Origin of the sequence: Mucilaginibacter sp. (genome assembly GCF_041660805.1) — a bacterium.
In the GTDB taxonomy this organism is placed as follows: domain Bacteria; phylum Bacteroidota; class Bacteroidia; order Sphingobacteriales; family Sphingobacteriaceae; genus Mucilaginibacter.
Map to the genome: position 1 here is coordinate 81,301 of NZ_JBAZVP010000014.1, position 20,423 is coordinate 101,723.

Sequence of the window (20,423 nt, forward strand, 5' to 3'; positions counted from 1 at the left end):
TCACCCTTTTTAAGTATAAATACCGGGCATTATCAAAAATGCACTATAATTCAAAAAGCGTATCTTTGCATAATTACGGCGTAAAAGCGCCAAATGCTACACTGTTTGGAAGATTTAATTATTAATAAAACGCAATTACAAAGCTACAAGGGCTACAACAACTACGGTGCCTGGCTTAAGGATAAATACAAGGGCCACCGGGTATTTAAAGTGATTGTTGATGGGGGTTTTACCTGCCCCAACCGCGATGGCAGCAAAGGCTATGGCGGCTGCACTTATTGCAATGTTGATTCGTTTACGCCATCGGTTAGTCGCAATGCGCCTACTTTGCGTCAGCAGGTTGAGGAAGGGATGGAGCGTGCCATTAAAGGCAACAAGGCCGATAAGTTTATTATTTACTTTCAGCCCAATACCAATACCTATGCACCTGCACATTATTTAAAAATGCTGTATGATGAGGCCCTGAGCATTAACACCGAAAACATTGTTGGCCTTAGCGTAGGTACCCGCCCAGATTGTATCGACGCCGAAAAGATCGCTCTTTTAGAAAGCTATACCGACCGCTTTGATGTTGACCTGGAGATGGGCATGGAGAGTATTTACAACGATACCCTAAACCAGATAAACCGGGGGTGCACTCATGAGGAACTGATAACCGCTCTTGCCCTTACCGAAAATACCAGGCTTGATGTTTGTGTGCATACCATATTTGGTTTCCCCTGGGAAACTAATGAGATGATGCTTAAATATGCCGATGAGATTAACCGCCACGCGCAAATAAAATTTGTAAAGTTTCATCACCTGCATATTGTGGAGGGCAGCGTTATGGGGGTTAAATATAAACGCGAACCATTTAAACTATTCAGCCTGCCGGATTATGCCGACTTTTTATGCGAGCTGCTGCCACTGGTAAGGCCTGATATTGTAATACAGCGCCTTTTTGGCCTCAGCGACCGCGATCTGCTTATTGCACCCAACTGGGGACTAAAAAAATCAGAGATACAATATTATATAGATCAGCAGATACTGACCAGGGGCATAGTGCAGGGGAGCGCGTTGTAAGTGGTCTGAATCAGAATTTGCTTAATTTAAGAATGATCAGAATTATATTGACTGGCATTCTGTGAATTTTTTAATTCGGAAAATTTTGATTCTGATAGTGGCTCAAATTTTGTATCCAGTGTTATATAATTAACTTAGGGTCGCTTAATTACTGATACTGCTTTGGTGCAAAAACCTTTACAAAACTATATTCCGGCGTTAACGGGTGTGCGTGCACTGGCTGCATACCTGGTGTTTATATCGCACTACGCCTATGCTTTTGATGAAAATTTTCCCCGTGCTGTGCAACGTTTTCTTACCGAGTTCCATATTGGGGTTACTATTTTCTTTGTGCTATCGGGTTTTTTAATTGCTTTCAGATATTTTGACAGCTTTAAATTAAACGGCGATTGGTTTAAGCAATATCTTAAAAATAGGGTGGCGCGTATTTACCCCATGTACTTTTTGCTTACAGCGGGCGCGTTTATCAGCTTTTATTTCACGCACGATCAAAGGGTAACCAATGGTTATAACCATCCTATCGGTTTATTTTTGATGCACATTACCTTTGTACGCGGCTTTTTTGATCAGCTTAAGTTTACGGGGATAGCCCAGGGCTGGAGCTTAACGGTTGAGGAATGCTTTTACTTTGCGGCCCCGTTCATATTTTACTTCGCCCAAAAGTACCGCAAGTTTTATGTGCAGCCGCTGGTAATAACCGGCGTGGGCGTATTGCTGGTACTTATGTTCAGGAATGTGAACTGGTATGGGTTCTTCGGCAATTTTACTTTTATGATGCTATACACCTTCGTGGGCCGGTGCTTCGAGTTTTTTGCCGGGATACAGCTGGCATTAATTGTACGCAAAAGGAACCTTACCGGGCAGGCCAAATCTAAATACACCTACCTGGGTTTCGGGCTCATATTTTTATGCGTGTGGATAATGTCTGTACTGCCTATCCCAAAAGGCGAATTGGCAGGCCTGCATAACCCCTGGGGCATTGTTACCAATAACTATCTGCTGGCAGCATCAATAGCTTTATTTTTTTATGGCCTGCTTACCGAAACTACCATCCTCAAAAAAATACTTTCAAACAAATTTGTTGAGCTGCTGGGCAAAAGCTCCTATATATTTTACCTGATCCATTTGGGTTATATGTATAACTTTTTGCACTACAGCTTTAACCGGCTTAATGATTATGTTTTTGACTTGTATGACAAATGGGGGGTTGACTGGCATTCGCCGTTTGAGTATGATAACCTGAACGTGCTGTATGCTTTTATTATATTGAACGGCGTTTCTATCCTGCTATTTAAGCTGATCGAAGAACCGCTTAATCACTACATTCGCAAGTCGGACTTTTTGATCAGGAATGATCGTACAACAACCTTAAACCAGGCAGTAACCGTTAAATAGGATATACTTAAGATGCAATTATCACGAGGGATAAAATTATACGTTATTACCATCAGCATTATACTGGCCGGTGCCTGCAGCGCCTTCGCGCAGGACGAGACAGAGGACATGGGCGAGGTTACCATTGAAGTAAAGCCTGCCAACAAAAGCGCTATCTTTAAAGATAACGAAAGCGTTGATTATAAGCTGAAGATAAAAAGCACCTACCAGGCGGCACAGGATGGCAAGCTTACCTACAACATCCTTACAGACGATTTCACCAGGATCTCAACCAACTCTATCCCGGTACACTTAACAAAAAACTCGGCAGAAACCTATTCGGTAAGCATCCCCCAAAAAAAAGCGGGCTTTTACAGGGTACATTTTATATTGAACACCACTACTTATGACGATACCATTAAAAGGGTGTTTGGCGTAAGCCCCGAAAAAATTGTTACCCAGCTGCACCGCCCTGCCGATTTTGATGCCTTTTGGAAAGGCTCGCTGGATACGCTTAAACAGATAGCGCCAAATTATAAGGTAATATTCAGAAAAGACCTGTCAACCAAAGCCAAGAAAGTTTACCTGGTTGAGATGCGGTCGTACGAGAATATACTGATCCGCGGCTGGCTGGTGATACCTACCTATAACGCTAAAAGCCTGCCTGTGCATTACCGCCTGCCGGGCTACGTGGTGGCGCTTAAGCCCAATATGGATAATGACGACTTTATCGCCTTCGACCTTAATGTTAGGGGTAACGGTAACGCGCGGGATGAAATTGCCGTAGGTACCGAAACCTATTGCTTACTTAATATCGAAAACCGCAACAAGTACATATACCGGGGTATTTATATGGATTGCATCCGCGGGCTCGATTTCCTGATGTCGCACAAAAGCCTGGGCATTGATACTTCCAGGATCTATATAGAGGCGGGCAGCCAGGGAGCGGCTTTAGCTATTGCAACCGCGGGCTTAGATAAACGGGTAACCGTTTTAACCATACAGGTTCCTCTTTATGCCGATATCCGCGACTCGTGGCATATTTCTTCTTTTTATGACGAGCAGGTATTCCCTTTTAAACAGTTCAGGAACTATAACCGCGCCCATCCTGATTTTACCTGGGATAAATTCTTTAAGCTTTTTGATTATTTCGACCCGCAAAATTTTGCACCAAATATAAAATGCCCCGTGCTGATGGGCGTAGGTTTGCTTGATCAGTTTTGCCCGCCGCGCTGCAGTTTAGCCATGTATAACCACTTAGGCACCAAGCCCGGCGAAAAAGAATGGGTGAGCGTGCCTAACTCCACCCACGAGGTAAACTTTGATTACTTTACGTTTCAGAATAATTGGTTGAGAGAGAAATTCAGGATACCATAAATATTTGCTTATGAAAAAAACTTACATCATCTGTTTATCTCTCATCATCCTTAGCTCGGCCTGGCAGCAGGCCTTTGCGGGCTGGCCTATAGGTAAATACAGGAGCATTGTGATCCCCTCTTTTAACTACTATACTTCAAAGGATAGCTGGGACAGAAACGGCACCAAAGTTAAAGGTGCAGATGGCAGCGGCTTTACCTCTTATGCTATAGGTCTGTATTTTGGCTATGGCCTTACCCGCCGTATGGATTTGCTGGTGAACGTGCTGGCGCCCTACCAAAGCAGTAAACTGGTAACAGCAACAGGTGCGGTTACCCCGCAAAATAGCTCCGGACTTGGCGATATGCAGGTGGGGGTAAGCTATGCGCTCATTAATTTTGGCTATAAAAGTTATCTGTCCATACAGGCATCGGGTATAATACCGCTTTATAAAAATACTAACAGGGCAATTGCATTGGGCTATGGCGCCTATGGCGGCGAAGTTAAGCTGATGTACGCCGGTGGAATTGACAGCAAGCTATTTAAAGGATATTACAACCTGGAGGCCGGTTACCGCCGCTTTTTTGACTTCGACGGGCCAAACGTGCTGGTATACTCGGCGTCGGTTGGGGTGCCTGTACCGGGCAGGAACCAGGTGAGTGTTGAAGTTGGCGGCCAGTGGGCGTCAAGTAATAATAAAACCTTTAGTCAAAACTTAAGCGTTAACCGCGATTTTGCCTTTACCAAGGCGGGCCTCAACTTTGGCCATGCGTTTACGCGCAGGTTCTCGTTATTTGCCAATGGCTTTTACACCTTCACAGGCCGCAATTCGGGCATTGGCTATGGCGGTTCCCTACAGGCCATTATGAAGATATAAAGGGAGGTTACAGTCGCCCGGCTCCAGTCGCAGGCGTTCGGAGGATGAAAAAAGCGATGGATATGTGTGATTCCCTCCCAACGGGAGGGTGCAGGGAGGGGTTTATAAGATAGGCATTGGCGTAAATAACCCTTACCTGCCACTTCACAGGCAGCCACACCCTTCCCTGGGGAAGGAGTTTTGGTGTAAAGCAAAGTCTTTCGGCAACCTGTCGAACTATTTGAAAATCACGTAGAACTACGTATTGCAGATACAAATTTTTAGTACAACCTTTGGGTATTAAACCTAAAACCAATATGTACTGCATCGAATGCGATTGCTCTATAGATGGCAATGTTCATTACTACTCCCTCCAATACTTGGGCTACCCTTTATGCAGGGAACACCAGGATTGGATCAGAAATCACCAGGCTACAAAAGAAGCCGTAGAGCTGTATTTTTTGCTCCGTAAAAATGGCGTACCTGCTTCATTGGAAAAGTATGACGGCCATAAAACGGTAGATATTGTAATTGAAGAAGCCAAAGTGCATATTGAAGTTGATGCCAGGCACCACAATCACGATCAGCACCAGGCCCTGTCAGATTTAGAGAGGACTTTCCACACTTTTAAAAAAGGTTATATCACATTAAGGATCCCCAATTCTTTAATGCATTCCAAAGTCGAAGAAACAGCAAATTACATTGCCGGGTTTTTAGCCCTGAACATGAAAAAGCAACCCAAAAAAGGCTCTTCAATAATGAAGTTAATTAGGTATGTGTTTTAATAAATTAGTGGGATAAGGGGTTAGCCCGGTGTCATTATTTAAGGAGATATACTTTTATAAATAGCGCCGTTAGGTGCTAAAGCTTTGTAGAAAATCATAATTAAACATTTTAGCGTGCCATCGGTACGCAACATGGCGTGGTTCCATACCGATGGCACGGTATTGCGATTTGATTATTTTCTACAAAGCTTTAACCCCGATGGGGTTTATCCTTAAATAATGACATTGGGGGATTATCCCCCGCACCGGTCGGAGTTCTCAGCTTCGGCCTAAAATATCGCAAGAATTTCATGCACAGTTAAACCGAAAGCTTTAAACAATGCAGGGTGCGCGCCGACTGCAAAATGGCAGGGGGAAGGTCTAACAAAATCCAGTGTTTCTCAAACAGGAAGCGGATAAAATATGCCCCGTTTTTGGGTATAAATCGCCATCTAATTTTTTGATACATAGGGATTTAAATGATTACTTTTAATGTAACCAATATGTTACAATCAATTAAATCTCAAAATTATGAAAAAGCTTTTTTTTATTTTGTTTCTGTCTGTGCCATTTGTGGCAATGAGCCAGGCACACAGCGGTTATAAAGCCAGTTATTCATCAAATTTCACCATTGCCAGTCCTGAGTATTCAGATAAAATTTTGATGCTTTGGAAAGATTTTGAAAATAACACTTTGGATAAACACATAGATATGTTAGCAGACACCGTGACCATTATGTTTGCAAACGGGACTGTAGTGAAAGGTAAGGCAGAGAATTTGAAGAATGTAAAGGAATATAGAGCCTCCATGCAAAATTATAAGGTGACTTTACATGCCTGGCTGAGTTTAAAAAGCGACAAGAATGAAAATGTGGTTTGTGTTTGGGGATCGGAAGAATATACCGATAAAGCCGGGAAACAGGTTAAAACAGGCACACACGAAGTATGGGTATTTAATAAAGAAGGAAAAGTGGGTTTAATGATGCAATTCTCCAGTGTGGAAGGCAGTATGTAATAGTTTTATGATATGAAATTAAAAAGCTGCTTTAGGGCGGCTTTTTTTGTGCCCTTCGATAGGATGAAAAATCGCGTCAATTGCGAGGTACGAAGCAATCTTCGACATGTGTGGACTACTTACTTACTAAGCATGCGGCCACAAGCGGGACGCTTGCGGTAGCGGGGTAGTCTAAATCTTTTAGAATAGATATTATGACTTGCATTAGGATTATCCAATTGTTTGTTAAGTTTACATTCTAGACCACCATATATGCGATTATTTGAATCATATTTATTAACAGAGAATAACAGTCTATTTGAAATACCTGTTTATCGGTCATCACCAACTGCATTTGAAAAAGAACTTAACGCTAAAGTTGACAAGTGGATGTTAACTAATCCACTGTCATCTTTTGAGGAACATTATTATAAAGAGATGGCAAGACAAAAATTTGACGCTCTAAAACAATGGTTTAAAAGCCATATAGGTTATCCATGGAAATTTAATGAAATCATTGGCTATGTATTATTGAATATTGATAGGGAAATCTTTAGCGGAGAATTATTTTTGAATGAAAAAAAACGAATATTTCAAAATTCAAGCGGTAAAATAGTTTATAAAACAGAGGCGTTCCGGTTCGATGTTAAACCTACCATGACCGACAAAGAAATATTTGATAAAATCCTAAATGAATTGAAATCTTTAAAAAATAAGGGTAATACAAAAGGTCGGTTTATAGATACAAATAGGTTTGAAATAATTGGTAAGTTTTTCAGTTGGCAGAACCTATTTACTGAACTTAACAAATAGTTATCTCGATACATTATGAAAAACTATACACTTAAAGAAATATCTATACTTGTAAGGGTTCCAATTTTTATACTGGTGGAATTTTATAAAGATTATGGATTGGATATTAAACTTGAAGACGCTTTTGAAGTTGATAAAATACCACAAGGGTTATATCAACAGGCATTAAACAATAGAATAATGCTTAAACAATTGCAGTTTTTAAGAATTGAAGAAACAAACCATAAACTTGAATTTCTGCGAAGTAAGAAAGATAGCTTGGGTGATATGAGTGGTTCGCGAGAAGACTTTGAAATCACACGTCAGTTTATTGCAGATGAATTGAAGAAAACCGAAGATTTTGTTCGACTTGTCAAAAAGCAATTTGAACAAGTGCAACAGTATATTGATTCAAAATATGAGATACGCAATCCTGATTTGAACAATAAATATTATCTATACAACTCAACTGGTTTTGTTATGCAAGTTGACACTTTAGCTGAGGCGAGAGACCAAGCCAGGCAGTTTAATTGTGTCATTAAAGACATACGGGATAATATTGTGCCCCAACTGGCGTGAGTATGCCCCCCCCCCCAACTGGCGCGAGTATGGAGCGCTGGCTGGACTGTGGCGTACTCGTGACTTTTTTATATAATGTCCAGCACTGGTGGAAGCTTTCAGCTGTGAACTAAAGTATCACGAGAATTTTCTTGCGTAGCTGAAAGCTTTACACAATGGAGGTCGAAGTTACACTATGTTAAACTTTGACCAATAGGGAAGCAATACCATATCGAAATCTAACTGGCCTTAATAACTAACAAAATGAAAGAGATAGATACAAGAAATGTAGTTGATCCATTAATTCCAAACTTGGCGGGTTATGCTTATAGGCTTGCTTTTTTATATAAGATTCCAAACAATGAAAAACCGATTAAGATTTACCCTACTGATAATTTTATTTTGCAAGTAGAATTTGATAAGTATAAAAGCGGAGAATCGCGATTAGCACTTTCCTGCGGCGCTTTCTATATATTATACGAGTATATTAAAATATTCCTGTCTGATAACGATATTTTTAAAGGAGTTGGTAGATCAAGCGGAATCGCAAAATTGTACTCATTAAATATAAAAGACTACGGCTTATCCTACACAAACGTTGATTCATCGGTAATGAGCAATGATCCTATACTATTCGACGAAAAAAGAATAGAGCTGATTGATTTTCTCTTTGCAATGGCTTCAAGATTTTTAATTGCCCACGAAATGGTTCACATTTTTGACGGCCATACAGAATATTTAACTCAACTTTTTACAGAAGCAAGATTAATCGGTAATGAAGAGTTTAAGATAGATCCATTGATTAGTCAAACGCTCGAATGGGATGCTGACCTCGTCGCTTCAAATATAGCTTACGATTGGACAAAAACAGCTGGTTCTGGAATACCGATTTTGCAAGCAGACCCTCATTTGGGCGCTTATAGCTTATCTTTTGTTACAAACCTTTTACTGACACTTTTTTTAAATAAAGTATCATTATTATCATCTTCAGATGATCATCCTTCATCGGCTGTTAGAACTGCATATATTGGAGGACATTTATCAAAGATGAAATACAACAACGATGAGAAAAATAGCTCTGTGAATGCTTTGCATGATTTTTGGGCCACTGCACAAAAATGCTTTACCCTTTGCGATCTTAGTGAATACAAGAAGATGTTTGAAGAAGACCTTTATATGGAATCTTATGCATCTTATTTTGCTCAATGGAAGAAGTTAGTTATTCCTCTTCAAAGGCATGCTACCGTAGATTTAAGCGATTAACATTTAAAATACCCCCCCCCCTCCATCTGGCGCGAGTATGCAGCGATAGCAGAGCGTACTCGTGACTCTAATGATAAGTTACAGTTAAGTAAACGTTGGTTAGCTAATTTGGTGTGCAATGAAAAATACTTTGGTTATCAACTCTTTATCAAAAGATTTGTTATTGAAGGGTAACCGAATTCAACATGGTAACACAAAACAAAATGGGAAAGATCATGAGAACAAAAAACATCAGTAAGAAAATGGAAGGCGCTAAGGCGATAGGCGCTTACGCATTGGGCACCACGGCAATGGGCGGGGCTGTAACAGGGGCCTTTGCATTAGGATGCATCGCCATCGGGTCAATTGCTATTGGTGCGTTTTATCTTGGTCGTTTATCTGTTAAAAAGGCTTCGTTTGGCGATATGCGTATTGGTAAGCTAATTATCGGTGACCTGGAAATCATAAACGGTAAAATCAATGTTGACGGGGGGGGTGTTGGAAAAGAAATCTAAACGAGGGGCCTGCAAAAACGGATGATTTGCTATCAGGGCAGCGCTAAGGATATTGGTTTTTTTAAATTACCTGTACATTGAAAATACGCAGGTATACCCTAACTGGCGCGAGTATGCAGCAACAGCCAAAGCAGAGCGTACTCGTGAATCTAAGGTTGACGGGAATTACTACTTCCCCTTCTTCAACCCGCTTACTTTCCTAAAAGGCTTATCGGTTAACTGCCGGGTAGCAGGTGGTACGGTTTTAACAGGGGCAGGGGTTTTGTGGTTAGTCTCCTCCTTTTCGGTATACGCCGAGGGTACCCATTCCGGTTTAATTATTGGCGCGTTGTCCATCATCAAATTTAGTCAATTGTTAAAAAAAATAAAAGTTGTGTCACCACAGGTGTCCGGTTTTTTTAGTAGGAGAGGGTTTTAAAAACGCCCGGATCCTTAAAATTTATTGGTCCGTATTTTTGCGTTGAGTTTTACCGCGTAATCGCGCCGTAAAAAGAAAATAAATGGAGGTATTTAGAGATAATTAGTGATTTTTTGTGATTTTTTAGTGTTTTCGGACTAATACCTTCGTATTTGGGCATTAAAAACTATGCATGCATAGTTATCTAAAATAACTAATTTTGTGCTTTACCAATTAAGCCGCATGGAAAGCATCGCTCCCTATCAATCGAAATATAAGATCCGCTTTGTAACTGCCGCCTCGTTATTTGACGGGCACGACGCTACCATAAATATCATGCGCCGCATCCTGCAAAGCACCGGTGCGGAGGTGATCCATCTCGGTCATAACCGATCTGTAGATGAGGTAGTTAACTGCGCCATTCAGGAAGATGTACAGGGCATTGCCCTCACCAGTTACCAGGGCGGCCATGTTGAATATTTTAAATACATGCATGATCTGCTCGCCGAACGGGGGGCGGGCCATATCAAAATTTTCGGCGGCGGCGGCGGGGTTTTCCTCCCGCAAGAAATTGCCGAACTGCAGGCCTACGGCATCAGTAAGATCTATTCGCCCGATGACGGCCGCACCATGGGCCTGCAAGGGATGATAAACGACATGATGCAGCAGTGTGATTTTCAAACAGTTAGCAAGCTAAACGGCGAACTAAAGCATCTGCCCCAAAAAGATATCAAGGCAATAGCCAGCCTCATTACCCTTGCCGAAAATGAAAGCCTGAGCCTCGCCCTAAATCCCTCTCCAAAGGAGGGGGACTTAAAAAGGGCGCTTACTTCCCTCTCCCTTGGAGAGGGTCGGGGTGAGGCACCCGTGCTCGGTATTACCGGTACAGGGGGCTCTGGTAAGTCGTCATTAGTTGATGAAATTGTGCGCAGGTTTTTAATGGAGACAGATAAAACGCTGGCTATCATATCAGTAGACCCATCGAAACGTAAAACCGGTGGCGCCCTCCTCGGCGACCGTATCCGCATGAATTCGATAAATAACCCTCGGGTATATATGCGTTCGCTGGCAACCCGGCAGGCAAATCTGGCACTCAGCAAGCATGTACAGGAAAGTATTGATATTTGCAAAGCCGCTGGTTATGACCTTGTTATAGTTGAAACTTCGGGCATCGGGCAGTCGGATACTATGATAACCGACTACTGCGACCTGTCACTTTACGTTATGACCCCCGAGTTTGGCGCCGCCACCCAGCTGGAAAAAATCGACATGCTTGATTTTGCCGATCTGGTGGCCCTCAACAAGTTCGACAAGCGCGGCGCGCTGGATGCCATCCGCGATGTGCGCAAGCAGTACAAGCGTAACCACATGCTTTTTGATGCCAAAGACGATGATCTGCCGGTTTACGGCACTATGGCATCCCAGTTTAACGACCCCGGTATGAACACCCTTTTTACCGCTTTAATGAAAACCGTTAAGGCCAAAACAGGAGTGGATCTGATTGATAATCAAGAGACAAGAGACAAGAACCAAGAGGGCGAATCTGAAAAGATATACATAATCCCGCCGGATAGGATCCGTTATTTGGCAGAGATTGCCGAAAGCAGTACCGCCTATACCCAATGGGTGAACGAGCAGTGTAAAATAGCTCAGCAAATGTTCCAGGTAAGGGGCTGCCTCACCCTGGCCCTCTCCAAAGGAGAGGGAAATAAAGCCTTACAGGACAAAGTCCTCTCCCTTGGAGAGGATTTAGGTGAGGCTTTGGAGGATGTCTATAAACATTTAGAAGACCACCTTCATGCCGATTGTAAGCGCCTTTTAAAGGAGTGGCCCGAAACCGTTGCCAAGTATAAAGCCGAAAATTTTATATATAAAGTACGCGATAAAGAGATAAAACTGCCTTTATATTATACCTCCTTATCCCAGCTAAAAATACCTAAGATCTCCCTGCCTAAATATGAGGCCTGGGGCGATATTCTGCGCTGGCTGCTTACCGAGAACGTACCGGGCGAGTTCCCGTATGCTGCAGGGGTGTTCCCGCTAAAACGTGAGGGTGAAGACCCCACCCGGATGTTTGCCGGTGAGGGCGGCCCCGAGCGTACTAACAAGCGTTTCCATTATGTATCACTTGGTCAGCCCGCGCATAGGTTGTCTACCGCGTTTGATTCGGTAACCCTATACGGCGAAGATCCCCATGAGCGGCCGGATATTTATGGTAAAATAGGTAACTCTGGTGTAAGCATAGCCACGCTTGATGATGCCAAAAAACTGTATTCGGGGTTTGACCTTTGCCATGCCAGCACATCGGTATCTATGACAATAAACGGCCCTGCGCCTATGCTACTGGGCTTTTTTATGAATGCCGCCATAGATCAGCAATGCGAAAAATACATCACCCAAAACAAACTTGAGCATTTAGTTGAAGCAAAGTATAAGGAACTATATGATGATAAAGGACTGACCCGGCCTAAATACCAAAGCCTCACCCCAGCCCTCTCCAAAGGAGAGGGAGCAAAAAAGCAAGGTTTTGAAACTGCTGACTTACTCATTTGGGAGGTATTGAAAAGTAATTCAAAAGCTAATAGACAGAATCCAACCGAAGCTGAAAATGTGCTATGGCAACTGTTAAGAAATAGTCAAACAGGATATAAAATAAGAAGGCAATACGCAATTGATGGTTACATTGCCGATTTCGTTTGTCTATCTAAAGGCTTGGTTATTGAAGTTGATGGCGGATACCACGATTTTACAAAAGAACAAGATGATGTAAGAACCAGCATTTTAAATGATGAGGGTTTTGAAGTTATTCGTTTTACAAATGAGGAAGTATTACATAATACCCAAAACGTAATACAAGCTATAAAACGGAAACTGGATATTCAGCAGGATAGGAAAGTCCTCTCCTTTGGAGAGGATTTAGGTGAGGCTTCTTTGCCCAACGGTAATAATGGCCTCGGCTTAATGCTGTTAGGCCTAACCGGCGACCAGGTGCTGCCTGCCGATGTGTATGAGAAAATACGTGCCTATGCCATTGCTACTGTGCGCGGTACGGTTCAGGCTGATATTTTAAAGGAAGATCAGGCACAAAATACCTGCATTTTCTCTACCGAATTTGCCCTGCGGATGATGGGCGATATTCAGCAGTATTTTATTAATGAAAAGGTCCGGAACTTTTATTCGGTATCTATATCGGGCTACCATATTGCCGAGGCCGGTGCAAATCCTATCACACAGCTGGCCTTCACCTTAAGTAATGGTTTTACTTATGTAGAGTATTATTTAAGCCGGGGGATGAATATTGACGATTTTGCGCCAAACCTTTCTTTCTTCTTCAGCAATGGTATCGACCCCGAGTATTCGGTTATAGGCCGTGTAGCAAGGCGCATATGGGCCAAAGCTATCAAGAACAAGTACAAGGGAAATGATCGCTCACAGAAGCTTAAATACCATATCCAAACCAGCGGGCGCTCATTACACGCGCAGGAAATAGACTTTAATGATATCCGTACTACGTTGCAGGCTTTATATGCTATTTATGATAACTGTAATTCGCTGCATACCAATGCTTATGATGAGGCTATCACCACACCAACCGAAGAATCGGTACGCAGGGCGATGGCCATACAGCTTATTATTAATCGGGAGCTGGGATTAGCCAAAAATGAGAACCCAATACAAGGCGCTTTTATTATTGAAGAGCTAACCGACCTTGTTGAGCAGGCCGTACTCGCCGAATTTAAGGCTATAAATGATAGAGGCGGTGTATTAGGTGCAATGGAAACCATGTATCAGCGCAGCAAGATCCAGGAAGAATCGCTTTATTATGAAACCCTAAAACATACCGGCGAATATCCTATTATTGGTGTAAATACTTTCCTTAACAAAAAAGGATCACCCACTATTGTACCATCAGAAGTAATAAGGGCAACTGAAGAAGAAAAGCAGTTTCAAATAGCAGCATTGCATTTATTTCAACAACGTAATACCAATCATGCACCGGCACTATTAAAAGAGCTTCAATTAAAAGCCATAGCCGGTGATAATATTTTTGAAAGCCTGATGCAGGCCTGTAAGTATTGCAGCTTAGGGCAAATAAGTAACGCGTTATATGCAGTTGGCGGGCAATATAGAAGAAATATGTAGTTCTTTTTTCACGCTCCTAATGGCTCGGCACTAATATCTATTAATAATTAATTTTGATTATATCATTCATTATTAGATAATTGTGAATTTTTATTATTGATTAAACCCATAGCGGCACGGCTATTGCCTTATGATGGTTACTTAATTAATTATTTATGAGAGAGATATTAGTGAACGCGCTACACATATTCGTTCTATTTATGATGGTGGTTTTTGTAATAGGCGGGATATTTGCTGTTACAGGGTCTTTTGACCATTGGGGCGATCGTTATAAGTTAAAAAGGCGTCGTCGCCGTTTATTACGTGGGAGGTCAAATAATACCAACATTACCCATGAGAAGAACAATACCAATAACACTTCAGTACCTTTTGCCTCTTCTAATCCTGATAAAGCATCAATAACTAATAAAGGCAGGTATACCTATGATGGTACCAGGGCCGCTTAGCTTAATTAAAATTAAATGCAAATATTTTAAAGCCCCGCTTATGCGGGGCTTTTTGGTATAAAATTTTTACAATAGGCAAACTACTTTTCAAAGTGGAATCTGCTATATTTATAAAATTAGACATTATCTCATGAAGAAATTACTTTATATAGTCGCTTTAATTGCCTTTTCTATAACTGCAAAAGCACAGGAAGCCGCCAGGACCGAAGCGCCTCACCTGTACAATCCGGCTGCAGATGCTAAGGCAGATATCGCGGCTGCTGTGAAAACGGCCTCGGCACAGCATAAAAACGTGTTATTGCAAATTGGCGGTAACTGGTGTGTATGGTGCCTGCGCTTTAATGACCTGGTTACCAAAGATGCCGACCTGAGTAAATATCTTACAGACAACTATGTGGTACTGCACGTAAACTGGAGCCCGGAAAATAAGAATGAAAAAGTATTGGCAGACCTGGGCTATCCGCAGCGTTTTGGTTTCCCTGTATTTATTATTTTGGATGATAAAGGTAAACGCCTGCATACCCAAAACTCCGGCTACCTGGAAGAAGGTAAAGGCCATAGTAAAGCCAAAGTGATGGAGTTTTTGCAAGGCTGGTCGCCACAGGCGCTTGATCCTAAAAGCTATGTAGCGAAAGCAAAGTAGATGACAGTTTTAGCCGGATTAATCAGGAAAAAGATGTATTTTGAGCCGCAAAAACGTATAAATGTCAGAATATAAAGACCATCATTTCCATAGTGAAAAACCAAGTTATTTATGGCACTATATACAGCAACCGCTACTATCTTTATTAAGCAAAGATAAAAACACCTGCATACTTGATCTGGGTTGCGGTAATGGCTACTTTGTTAAATATTTAATATCGCAGGGCTTTAACGCATATGGTATTGACGCCTCTACCGAAGGCATAGGCATAGCCCAAAAAACACACCCCGACAGGTTTTTTATACAAGACCTTGCAGAAAATAACTTACCCGGGCCTATCAGAGATCTTAAATTTGATACTATTATCTCTACCGAGGTTATTGAACATTTGTATAATCCGTTTACGTTTATGGCTTTGTGTAAAGATGTATTAAGCAAAACGCAGGGCGAACTGATCATATCCACGCCTTATCATGGCTATTTAAAAAACCTGATGTTAAGCATCTTTAATAAGTGGGATGTGCATACCAACCCGGTAGCCGTAGGGGCGCATATTAAGTTTTGGTCAAAAGCCACATTAAGCAAATTGTTAACAGAATCGGGGTTTACCGTGACTGATTTTATTGGTTGCGGTAGATATCCTTATATGTGGAAATCAATGATTGTTAAGGCGAAAATAGGGTAGCCGCATCCGCATTTTACGCTCATCTTTCTGTACATTCTTTTCTGGCATTACAAAGCTAACCGTCATGCCGAATTTATTTCGGCATCTCTCATGCAATTGAAAGATGAGTGGTGCGGTGAAAACACCTACCACGGGTTAATGCCATATAAAATAACAAAAAGAGGGTTCTGCATATGCAAAACCCTCTTTTTAGTTGATTGAGTGTTATCTCAATATATATTATTCAATCACGCTAACTTTAAGCATGTTGGTTTTGCCTTGTTTAACAATTGGCACTGCTGCAGTATTAATTACAACATCACCCGGGTTAAGCAGGTTTTCTGATTTTAAGATGTTATTAACATCAGCAATAGTTTGGTCGGTACTTTCTGCTTTATCATAGTAGAAAGCCCTAACACCCCAAACAAGGCTAAGCGCGTTTAATAACTGCCTGTTTGATGTGAAAATATAAGTACCAGCCTTTGGCCTATAGCTTGATATTTCAAAAGCGGTGTATCCGCTAACGGTCATGCTTACAATACCCTTTGCATTGGTGTGCTCTGCTAAATAAACTGCCGAGCCGCAAAGCGCATCGCTTAAATAACCTTCAGATGAAGTGTCCTTATTCTCCGCTTTTGTTGCATTGAACGGATAGCCCAGGTCCTCAACGTTACGAACAATTTTAGCCATAGTTTCAATAACTATAACCGGGAATTCACCAACTGAAGTTTCACCGCTTAGCATCACTGCATCAGCGCCATCCAATACAGAGTTGGCAACGTCATTCACTTCTGCACGCGTTGGGCGAGGAGTGGTGATCATTGATTCAAGCATCTGGGTAGCAACAATAACCGGTTTTGATGCATCACGGCATTTACGGGCAATCATTTTTTGCAATAATGGCACCTCTTCTAATGGCATTTCAACACCAAGGTCGCCACGGGCAATCATTACACCATCAGTAGCGGCAATAATTTCATCAATATTATCAATTGCCTCCGGCTTTTCAACTTTAGCAATTACACGGGCGCTTTTACCGCTTTCGCGAATGATGCGTTTAAGATCAATTATATCCTGGCCGGTACGTACAAATGAAAGGCCTATCCAATCTACATCCCATTCTAAAGCATATTGTAGGTTTTCAAGGTCTTCTTTAGTTAAGCTTGGGATAGATACTTTGGTATTTGGCAGGTTAACACCCTTGCGTGATGTTAATATACCACCATGTACCACCTCGCAAACTACAGTATCAACACGGTTGGTTTCAATAACTTTTAACTGAAGTTTACCATCATCAAGCAAAATAATTTCATTTGCCTGTACATCCTGCGGGAAGGTTTCGTAAGTAATGTATATTTTGTTGTCATCACCAATACATTCGTGAGTGGTAATGTTTATACGTGTACCATTAATTAAATGAATACCCCCATCTTTTACCAAACCAATACGGATCTTGGGTCCCTGCAAATCGGCAAGGATGCCAACATTTGTTTTGTATTCTGAGTTTATTTCACGGATAAGGTCAATAAATTTCTTGTGATCTTCGGGTTTTCCGTGCGAAAAGTTCAATCGGCACACGTTTAAACCGGCTCTTATCATTGCTAATAAAACATCTTTTTTAGCTGAGGCGGGCCCCATTGTGGCAACAATTTTTGTACGATTATAGTAAAACTTCATATTATCAGGTTAAATCTGGCTGTATTCGTAATATATTAATGTGTATTAATTACACATCTAAATTTCCGCTAAAATAATAGATTTTCGCGTGATTTTATTTTTTTCGGATCAATCTTTACTGCAGCAACAATTTCAGGTATTTTATTTAAGGCTGAAATCATGCTTTCCAGGTCGTCATCATCAATATAATTCTTTATTAAAATAAAATAATCTGCCTTGCGCATTTCGGGTACAAGGTAACCGTCTGATCCCTTATTACCAATAAAATAAAAATCTGTTTCGGTACTTTCCCAATTATAATGGTATAATGAAAATAAAACAGGGCAATTAAGCTGACTTATATCTAATTTAAGATCATCTAATTTGGTGAAATTAAAGTTTAAATACCTGTTAATCAGGTAACAAACCCGGTAGTCTTTAAGCGAGGAAGTGATCGCGATGAGTATAAAATCAAAATCGATCTCAAACTTTAAATTTTTCCTGTTCAAAATCATTACTTTTACGCCGGTAAAATTACAAATCGAAACCATTGCAATAAAATATTGTTCGTACTATTATGCAAATGTTTTTAGATTTGATATTTAACAGAATTTATTTTTCTTTGCACTGAAATTTTATTAATCATTAAACTATAAAGACTATGTCTGATATCGCTTCAAGAGTAAAAGCTATTATCGTGGAAAAACTGGGTGTTGACGAAAGTGAAGTTACACCAGAAGCTAGCTTCACCAACGATCTTGGTGCTGACTCGTTAGACACCGTGGAATTAATCATGGAGTTTGAAAAAGAATTTAACGTTGCAATTCCTGATGATCAGGCAGAAACCATTGGTACTGTAGGTCAGGCTGTTGCTTACCTTGAGAAAAACGTTAAATAAGCTCCTTACATCTGTTAAATGGAGTTTAAAAGAGTTGTTGTAACCGGGCTTGGAGCGCTTACTCCAATTGGCAATACCGTTCCTGAGTATTGGAATAGTTTGATCAATGGGGTAAGCGGCGCTGCCTTTATCAAGAGTTTTGACGTATCAAAGTTCAAAACCAAATTTGCCTGCGAAGTAAAGGATTTTGACGCGGAAGGGTTTTTAGGCCGTAAAGAGGCCCGTAAACTCGATCCGTTTGTGCAATATGCTTTATTTTCTACGGAGGAAGCTGTTAAAGATGCCAATTTAGATTTCGAGAAACTGGATACCAGCCGCATTGGCGTTATCTGGGGATCGGGCATAGGTGGTTTAAAAACATTTTTAGATGAGGTTGTAAACTTTGCTAAAGGCGATGGTACACCCAAGTTTAATCCGTTCTTTATCCCAAAAATGATTGCTGATATTGCACCAGGCCATATATCTATTAAATATGGTTTACGCGGGCCAAACTTTACAACGGTTTCCGCATGTGCATCATCAAACAATTCTCTTATTGATGCTTTTAATTATTTACGCCTGGGTAAAGCTAATATGTTTATTACAGGTGGTTCTGAAGCTATTATAAACGAAGCTGGTATTGGCGGTTTCAACGCTATGCACGCGCTATCAACCCGTAATGATGACCCTGCTACTGCATCCCGTCCGTTTGATCTGGACCGTGATGGTTTTGTGGCCGGCGAAGGTGCGGGTACTATTATTTTAGAAGAATTGGAGCATGCTTTAAAACGCGGTGCTAAAATTTATGCTGAAATGGTTGGCGGCGGCATGAGTGCTGATGCCTATCATATGACTGCCCCTCACCCTGAAGGTTTAGGTGCATCATTGGTAATGGCAGCTGCTTTAGAAGATGCAGGTTTAACACCGGCAGATATCGATTATGTGAACGTTCATGGTACATCAACCCCTATTGGTGACCCGCAGGAAGTGAAAGCGATACAAAATACATTTGGTGATCATGCTTATCGTATTAATATCAGCTCAACAAAATCAATGACAGGCCATTTACTTGGTGCTGCGGGTGCTGTTGAAGCTATTGCCTCTATTTTGGCACTTAAGCATGATATAATCCCACCAACTATTAATCACTTTACTGATGATCCTACCTTTGATCCTAAGATCAACTTTACGTTTAATACCGCTCAAAAACGTGTGGTAAACATAGCGCAAAGCAATGGTTTTGGTTTTGGTGGTCATAATGCTTCTGTTATTTTTAAAAAGTACCAGCAATAATCTCGTTGGATGCCAATTAATCGCTTTTACAAGCTTTATATTTCCCCAAACAGAAAGTATGTTAAGGTATTAAAGAACTTGCTCGGTTTTGTACCGGGCAATTTATCTTTATACCGGTTGGCATTCCGGCATAAATCTGTTGCGCAAAACATTAAAAAAGGGGTGAAGAACAGCAATGAACGTCTTGAATTTTTAGGCGATGCCGTATTAGGCAGCGTAGTGGCCGAAGTGCTTTTTAAACTATACCCATACGAAGACGAAGGTTTCCTGACCGAACTGCGCTCAAAAATAGTGAGCCGTGTAAATCTAAACGCGTTAGGCAAAAAGCTTGGGTTTGATAAACTAATTGAGTTTGATAACAAAATGATGAATTCAGGCAGGCAGGGTTCACTGCTTGGCGATGCGTTTGAAGCCCTTATTGGAGCCGTTTACCTGGACAAGGGTTATGATTTTACCCGTAACTTTTTGGTGAACCATATCATTAAATCGCATATTGATATTCACACCCTTGAGCAAACAGAAACTAACTTTAAAAGTAAGCTTATTGAGTGGTGCCAGCGCCACGGCAAGGATATTACGTTTGATCTGATAGCCAATCATGAGGGCGAAAGCGCCAAACTTTTTACCGTACAAGCCAGTGTTGACGGCGAAATAATGGGCTCTGGTAAAGAGTTCAGCAAGAAAAATGCCGAGAAACTGGCCGCCGAAAAAGCTTGTGCAACGTTAGGGATCTGATTGATTTCGGATTTTCAATTTCGGATTTAAATTCTTCCTCCCCCATGTTTCTTAACA

General features: G+C 41.3%; 20 protein-coding genes. 18 read left to right on the top strand and 2 right to left on the bottom strand.

Annotation, left to right across the window (positions count from 1 at the left end; genetic code table 11):
- Positions 1–93: 93 nt before the first annotated feature.
- From WC743_RS17325 to WC743_RS17395, 15 genes are all read left to right on the top strand, one after another.
- Positions 94–1,062, top strand: coding sequence for a TIGR01212 family radical SAM protein (locus WC743_RS17325; RefSeq protein WP_373013900.1), 969 nt, complete (start codon positions 94–96; stop codon positions 1,060–1,062).
- Positions 1,063–1,227: 165 nt separating this feature from the next.
- Positions 1,228–2,457: an acyltransferase family protein gene (locus WC743_RS17330; RefSeq protein ID WP_373013967.1), complete on the top strand. Its 1,230-nt coding sequence runs from the start codon at positions 1,228–1,230 to the stop codon at positions 2,455–2,457.
- A gap of 12 nt (positions 2,458–2,469) precedes the next feature.
- The gene (locus tag WC743_RS17335; RefSeq protein WP_373013902.1) at positions 2,470–3,813 is read left to right on the top strand and encodes an acetylxylan esterase; all 1,344 of its coding nucleotides are present in this window, start codon (positions 2,470–2,472) and stop codon (positions 3,811–3,813) included.
- Positions 3,814–3,823: 10 nt separating this feature from the next.
- Entirely contained in the window at positions 3,824–4,669 is an 846-nt protein-coding gene (locus WC743_RS17340) for a hypothetical protein (protein ID WP_373013904.1), read from the top strand.
- A gap of 296 nt (positions 4,670–4,965) precedes the next feature.
- Positions 4,966–5,433 (top strand): DUF559 domain-containing protein, encoded by a 468-nt coding sequence (locus tag WC743_RS17345; RefSeq protein ID WP_373013906.1) that lies wholly within the window; start codon positions 4,966–4,968, stop codon positions 5,431–5,433.
- Between the two features lie 510 nt (positions 5,434–5,943).
- On the top strand, positions 5,944–6,426 hold the full coding sequence (locus WC743_RS17350; RefSeq protein ID WP_373013908.1) for a hypothetical protein: 483 nt from the start codon (positions 5,944–5,946) through the stop codon (positions 6,424–6,426).
- Positions 6,427–6,678: 252 nt separating this feature from the next.
- Positions 6,679–7,218, top strand: coding sequence for a hypothetical protein (locus tag WC743_RS17355; RefSeq protein ID WP_373013910.1), 540 nt, complete (start codon positions 6,679–6,681; stop codon positions 7,216–7,218).
- A gap of 15 nt (positions 7,219–7,233) precedes the next feature.
- Positions 7,234–7,776: a hypothetical protein gene (locus tag WC743_RS17360; RefSeq protein ID WP_373013912.1), complete on the top strand. Its 543-nt coding sequence runs from the start codon at positions 7,234–7,236 to the stop codon at positions 7,774–7,776.
- 243 nt (positions 7,777–8,019) lie between these two features.
- The gene (locus tag WC743_RS17365) at positions 8,020–9,018 is read left to right on the top strand and encodes a hypothetical protein (protein ID WP_373013914.1); all 999 of its coding nucleotides are present in this window, start codon (positions 8,020–8,022) and stop codon (positions 9,016–9,018) included.
- Between the two features lie 215 nt (positions 9,019–9,233).
- Complete coding sequence (locus WC743_RS17370; RefSeq protein WP_373013915.1) at positions 9,234–9,512, top strand: hypothetical protein; 279 nt, start codon at positions 9,234–9,236, stop codon at positions 9,510–9,512.
- 52 nt (positions 9,513–9,564) lie between these two features.
- Entirely contained in the window at positions 9,565–9,930 is a 366-nt protein-coding gene (locus tag WC743_RS17375; RefSeq protein ID WP_373013917.1) for a hypothetical protein, read from the top strand.
- A 222-nt stretch (positions 9,931–10,152) separates the two neighbouring features.
- Entirely contained in the window at positions 10,153–14,052 is a 3,900-nt protein-coding gene (locus WC743_RS17380) for a methylmalonyl-CoA mutase family protein (RefSeq protein ID WP_373013919.1), read from the top strand.
- A gap of 155 nt (positions 14,053–14,207) precedes the next feature.
- Positions 14,208–14,498 carry a hypothetical protein gene (locus WC743_RS17385; RefSeq protein WP_373013921.1) on the top strand — a complete coding sequence of 97 codons (291 nt, stop codon included), beginning with the start codon at positions 14,208–14,210 and terminating at the stop codon, positions 14,496–14,498.
- 130 nt (positions 14,499–14,628) lie between these two features.
- Entirely contained in the window at positions 14,629–15,141 is a 513-nt protein-coding gene (locus tag WC743_RS17390) for a thioredoxin family protein (protein WP_373013923.1), read from the top strand.
- A gap of 61 nt (positions 15,142–15,202) precedes the next feature.
- Entirely contained in the window at positions 15,203–15,826 is a 624-nt protein-coding gene (locus tag WC743_RS17395; RefSeq protein ID WP_373013925.1) for a class I SAM-dependent methyltransferase, read from the top strand.
- A 219-nt stretch (positions 15,827–16,045) separates the two neighbouring features.
- On the opposite strand, the gene pyk is transcribed toward WC743_RS17395, so the two are convergent.
- On the bottom strand, positions 16,046–17,482 hold the full coding sequence (gene pyk, locus WC743_RS17400) for a pyruvate kinase (RefSeq protein ID WP_373013926.1): 1,437 nt from the start codon (positions 17,480–17,482) through the stop codon (positions 16,046–16,048).
- Between the two features lie 68 nt (positions 17,483–17,550).
- The gene (locus tag WC743_RS17405) at positions 17,551–17,970 is read right to left on the bottom strand and encodes an IPExxxVDY family protein (RefSeq protein ID WP_373013928.1); all 420 of its coding nucleotides are present in this window, start codon (positions 17,968–17,970) and stop codon (positions 17,551–17,553) included.
- Positions 17,971–18,122: 152 nt separating this feature from the next.
- Here WC743_RS17405 and WC743_RS17410 point away from each other — a divergent pair, with 152 nt between their 5' ends.
- From WC743_RS17410 to rnc, 3 genes are read left to right on the top strand one after another with little or no spacing between them, the layout of a single operon-like run.
- A complete protein-coding gene (locus WC743_RS17410; protein ID WP_031266521.1) occupies positions 18,123–18,359 on the top strand; it encodes an acyl carrier protein in 237 nt (78 codons plus the stop codon).
- Positions 18,360–18,377: 18 nt separating this feature from the next.
- A complete protein-coding gene (gene fabF / locus WC743_RS17415; protein WP_373013931.1) occupies positions 18,378–19,631 on the top strand; it encodes a beta-ketoacyl-ACP synthase II in 1,254 nt (417 codons plus the stop codon).
- A gap of 9 nt (positions 19,632–19,640) precedes the next feature.
- The gene (gene rnc, locus WC743_RS17420; RefSeq protein ID WP_373013933.1) at positions 19,641–20,366 is read left to right on the top strand and encodes a ribonuclease III; all 726 of its coding nucleotides are present in this window, start codon (positions 19,641–19,643) and stop codon (positions 20,364–20,366) included.
- Positions 20,367–20,423: the final 57 nt, after the last annotated feature.

What these genes read in the sequence shown, in the direction of transcription:
- WC743_RS17325 (WP_373013900.1), top strand. Translation starts at nt 94, where the DNA reads ATGCTACACTGTTTGGAAGATTTAATTATTAATAAAACGCAATTACAA.
- WC743_RS17335 (WP_373013902.1), top strand. Translation starts at nt 2,470, where the DNA reads ATGCAATTATCACGAGGGATAAAATTATACGTTATTACCATCAGCATT.
- WC743_RS17340 (WP_373013904.1), top strand. Translation starts at nt 3,824, where the DNA reads ATGAAAAAAACTTACATCATCTGTTTATCTCTCATCATCCTTAGCTCG.
- WC743_RS17345 (WP_373013906.1), top strand. Translation starts at nt 4,966, where the DNA reads ATGTACTGCATCGAATGCGATTGCTCTATAGATGGCAATGTTCATTAC.
- WC743_RS17350 (WP_373013908.1), top strand. Translation starts at nt 5,944, where the DNA reads ATGAAAAAGCTTTTTTTTATTTTGTTTCTGTCTGTGCCATTTGTGGCA.
- WC743_RS17355 (WP_373013910.1), top strand. Translation starts at nt 6,679, where the DNA reads ATGCGATTATTTGAATCATATTTATTAACAGAGAATAACAGTCTATTT.
- WC743_RS17360 (WP_373013912.1), top strand. Translation starts at nt 7,234, where the DNA reads ATGAAAAACTATACACTTAAAGAAATATCTATACTTGTAAGGGTTCCA.
- WC743_RS17365 (WP_373013914.1), top strand. Translation starts at nt 8,020, where the DNA reads ATGAAAGAGATAGATACAAGAAATGTAGTTGATCCATTAATTCCAAAC.
- WC743_RS17370 (WP_373013915.1), top strand. Translation starts at nt 9,234, where the DNA reads ATGAGAACAAAAAACATCAGTAAGAAAATGGAAGGCGCTAAGGCGATA.
- WC743_RS17380 (WP_373013919.1), top strand. Translation starts at nt 10,153, where the DNA reads ATGGAAAGCATCGCTCCCTATCAATCGAAATATAAGATCCGCTTTGTA.
- WC743_RS17385 (WP_373013921.1), top strand. Translation starts at nt 14,208, where the DNA reads ATGAGAGAGATATTAGTGAACGCGCTACACATATTCGTTCTATTTATG.
- WC743_RS17390 (WP_373013923.1), top strand. Translation starts at nt 14,629, where the DNA reads ATGAAGAAATTACTTTATATAGTCGCTTTAATTGCCTTTTCTATAACT.
- WC743_RS17395 (WP_373013925.1), top strand. Translation starts at nt 15,203, where the DNA reads ATGTCAGAATATAAAGACCATCATTTCCATAGTGAAAAACCAAGTTAT.
- pyk (WP_373013926.1), bottom strand. Translation starts at nt 17,482, where the DNA reads ATGAAGTTTTACTATAATCGTACAAAAATTGTTGCCACAATGGGGCCC.
- WC743_RS17410 (WP_031266521.1), top strand. Translation starts at nt 18,123, where the DNA reads ATGTCTGATATCGCTTCAAGAGTAAAAGCTATTATCGTGGAAAAACTG.
- fabF (WP_373013931.1), top strand. Translation starts at nt 18,378, where the DNA reads ATGGAGTTTAAAAGAGTTGTTGTAACCGGGCTTGGAGCGCTTACTCCA.
- rnc (WP_373013933.1), top strand. Translation starts at nt 19,641, where the DNA reads ATGCCAATTAATCGCTTTTACAAGCTTTATATTTCCCCAAACAGAAAG.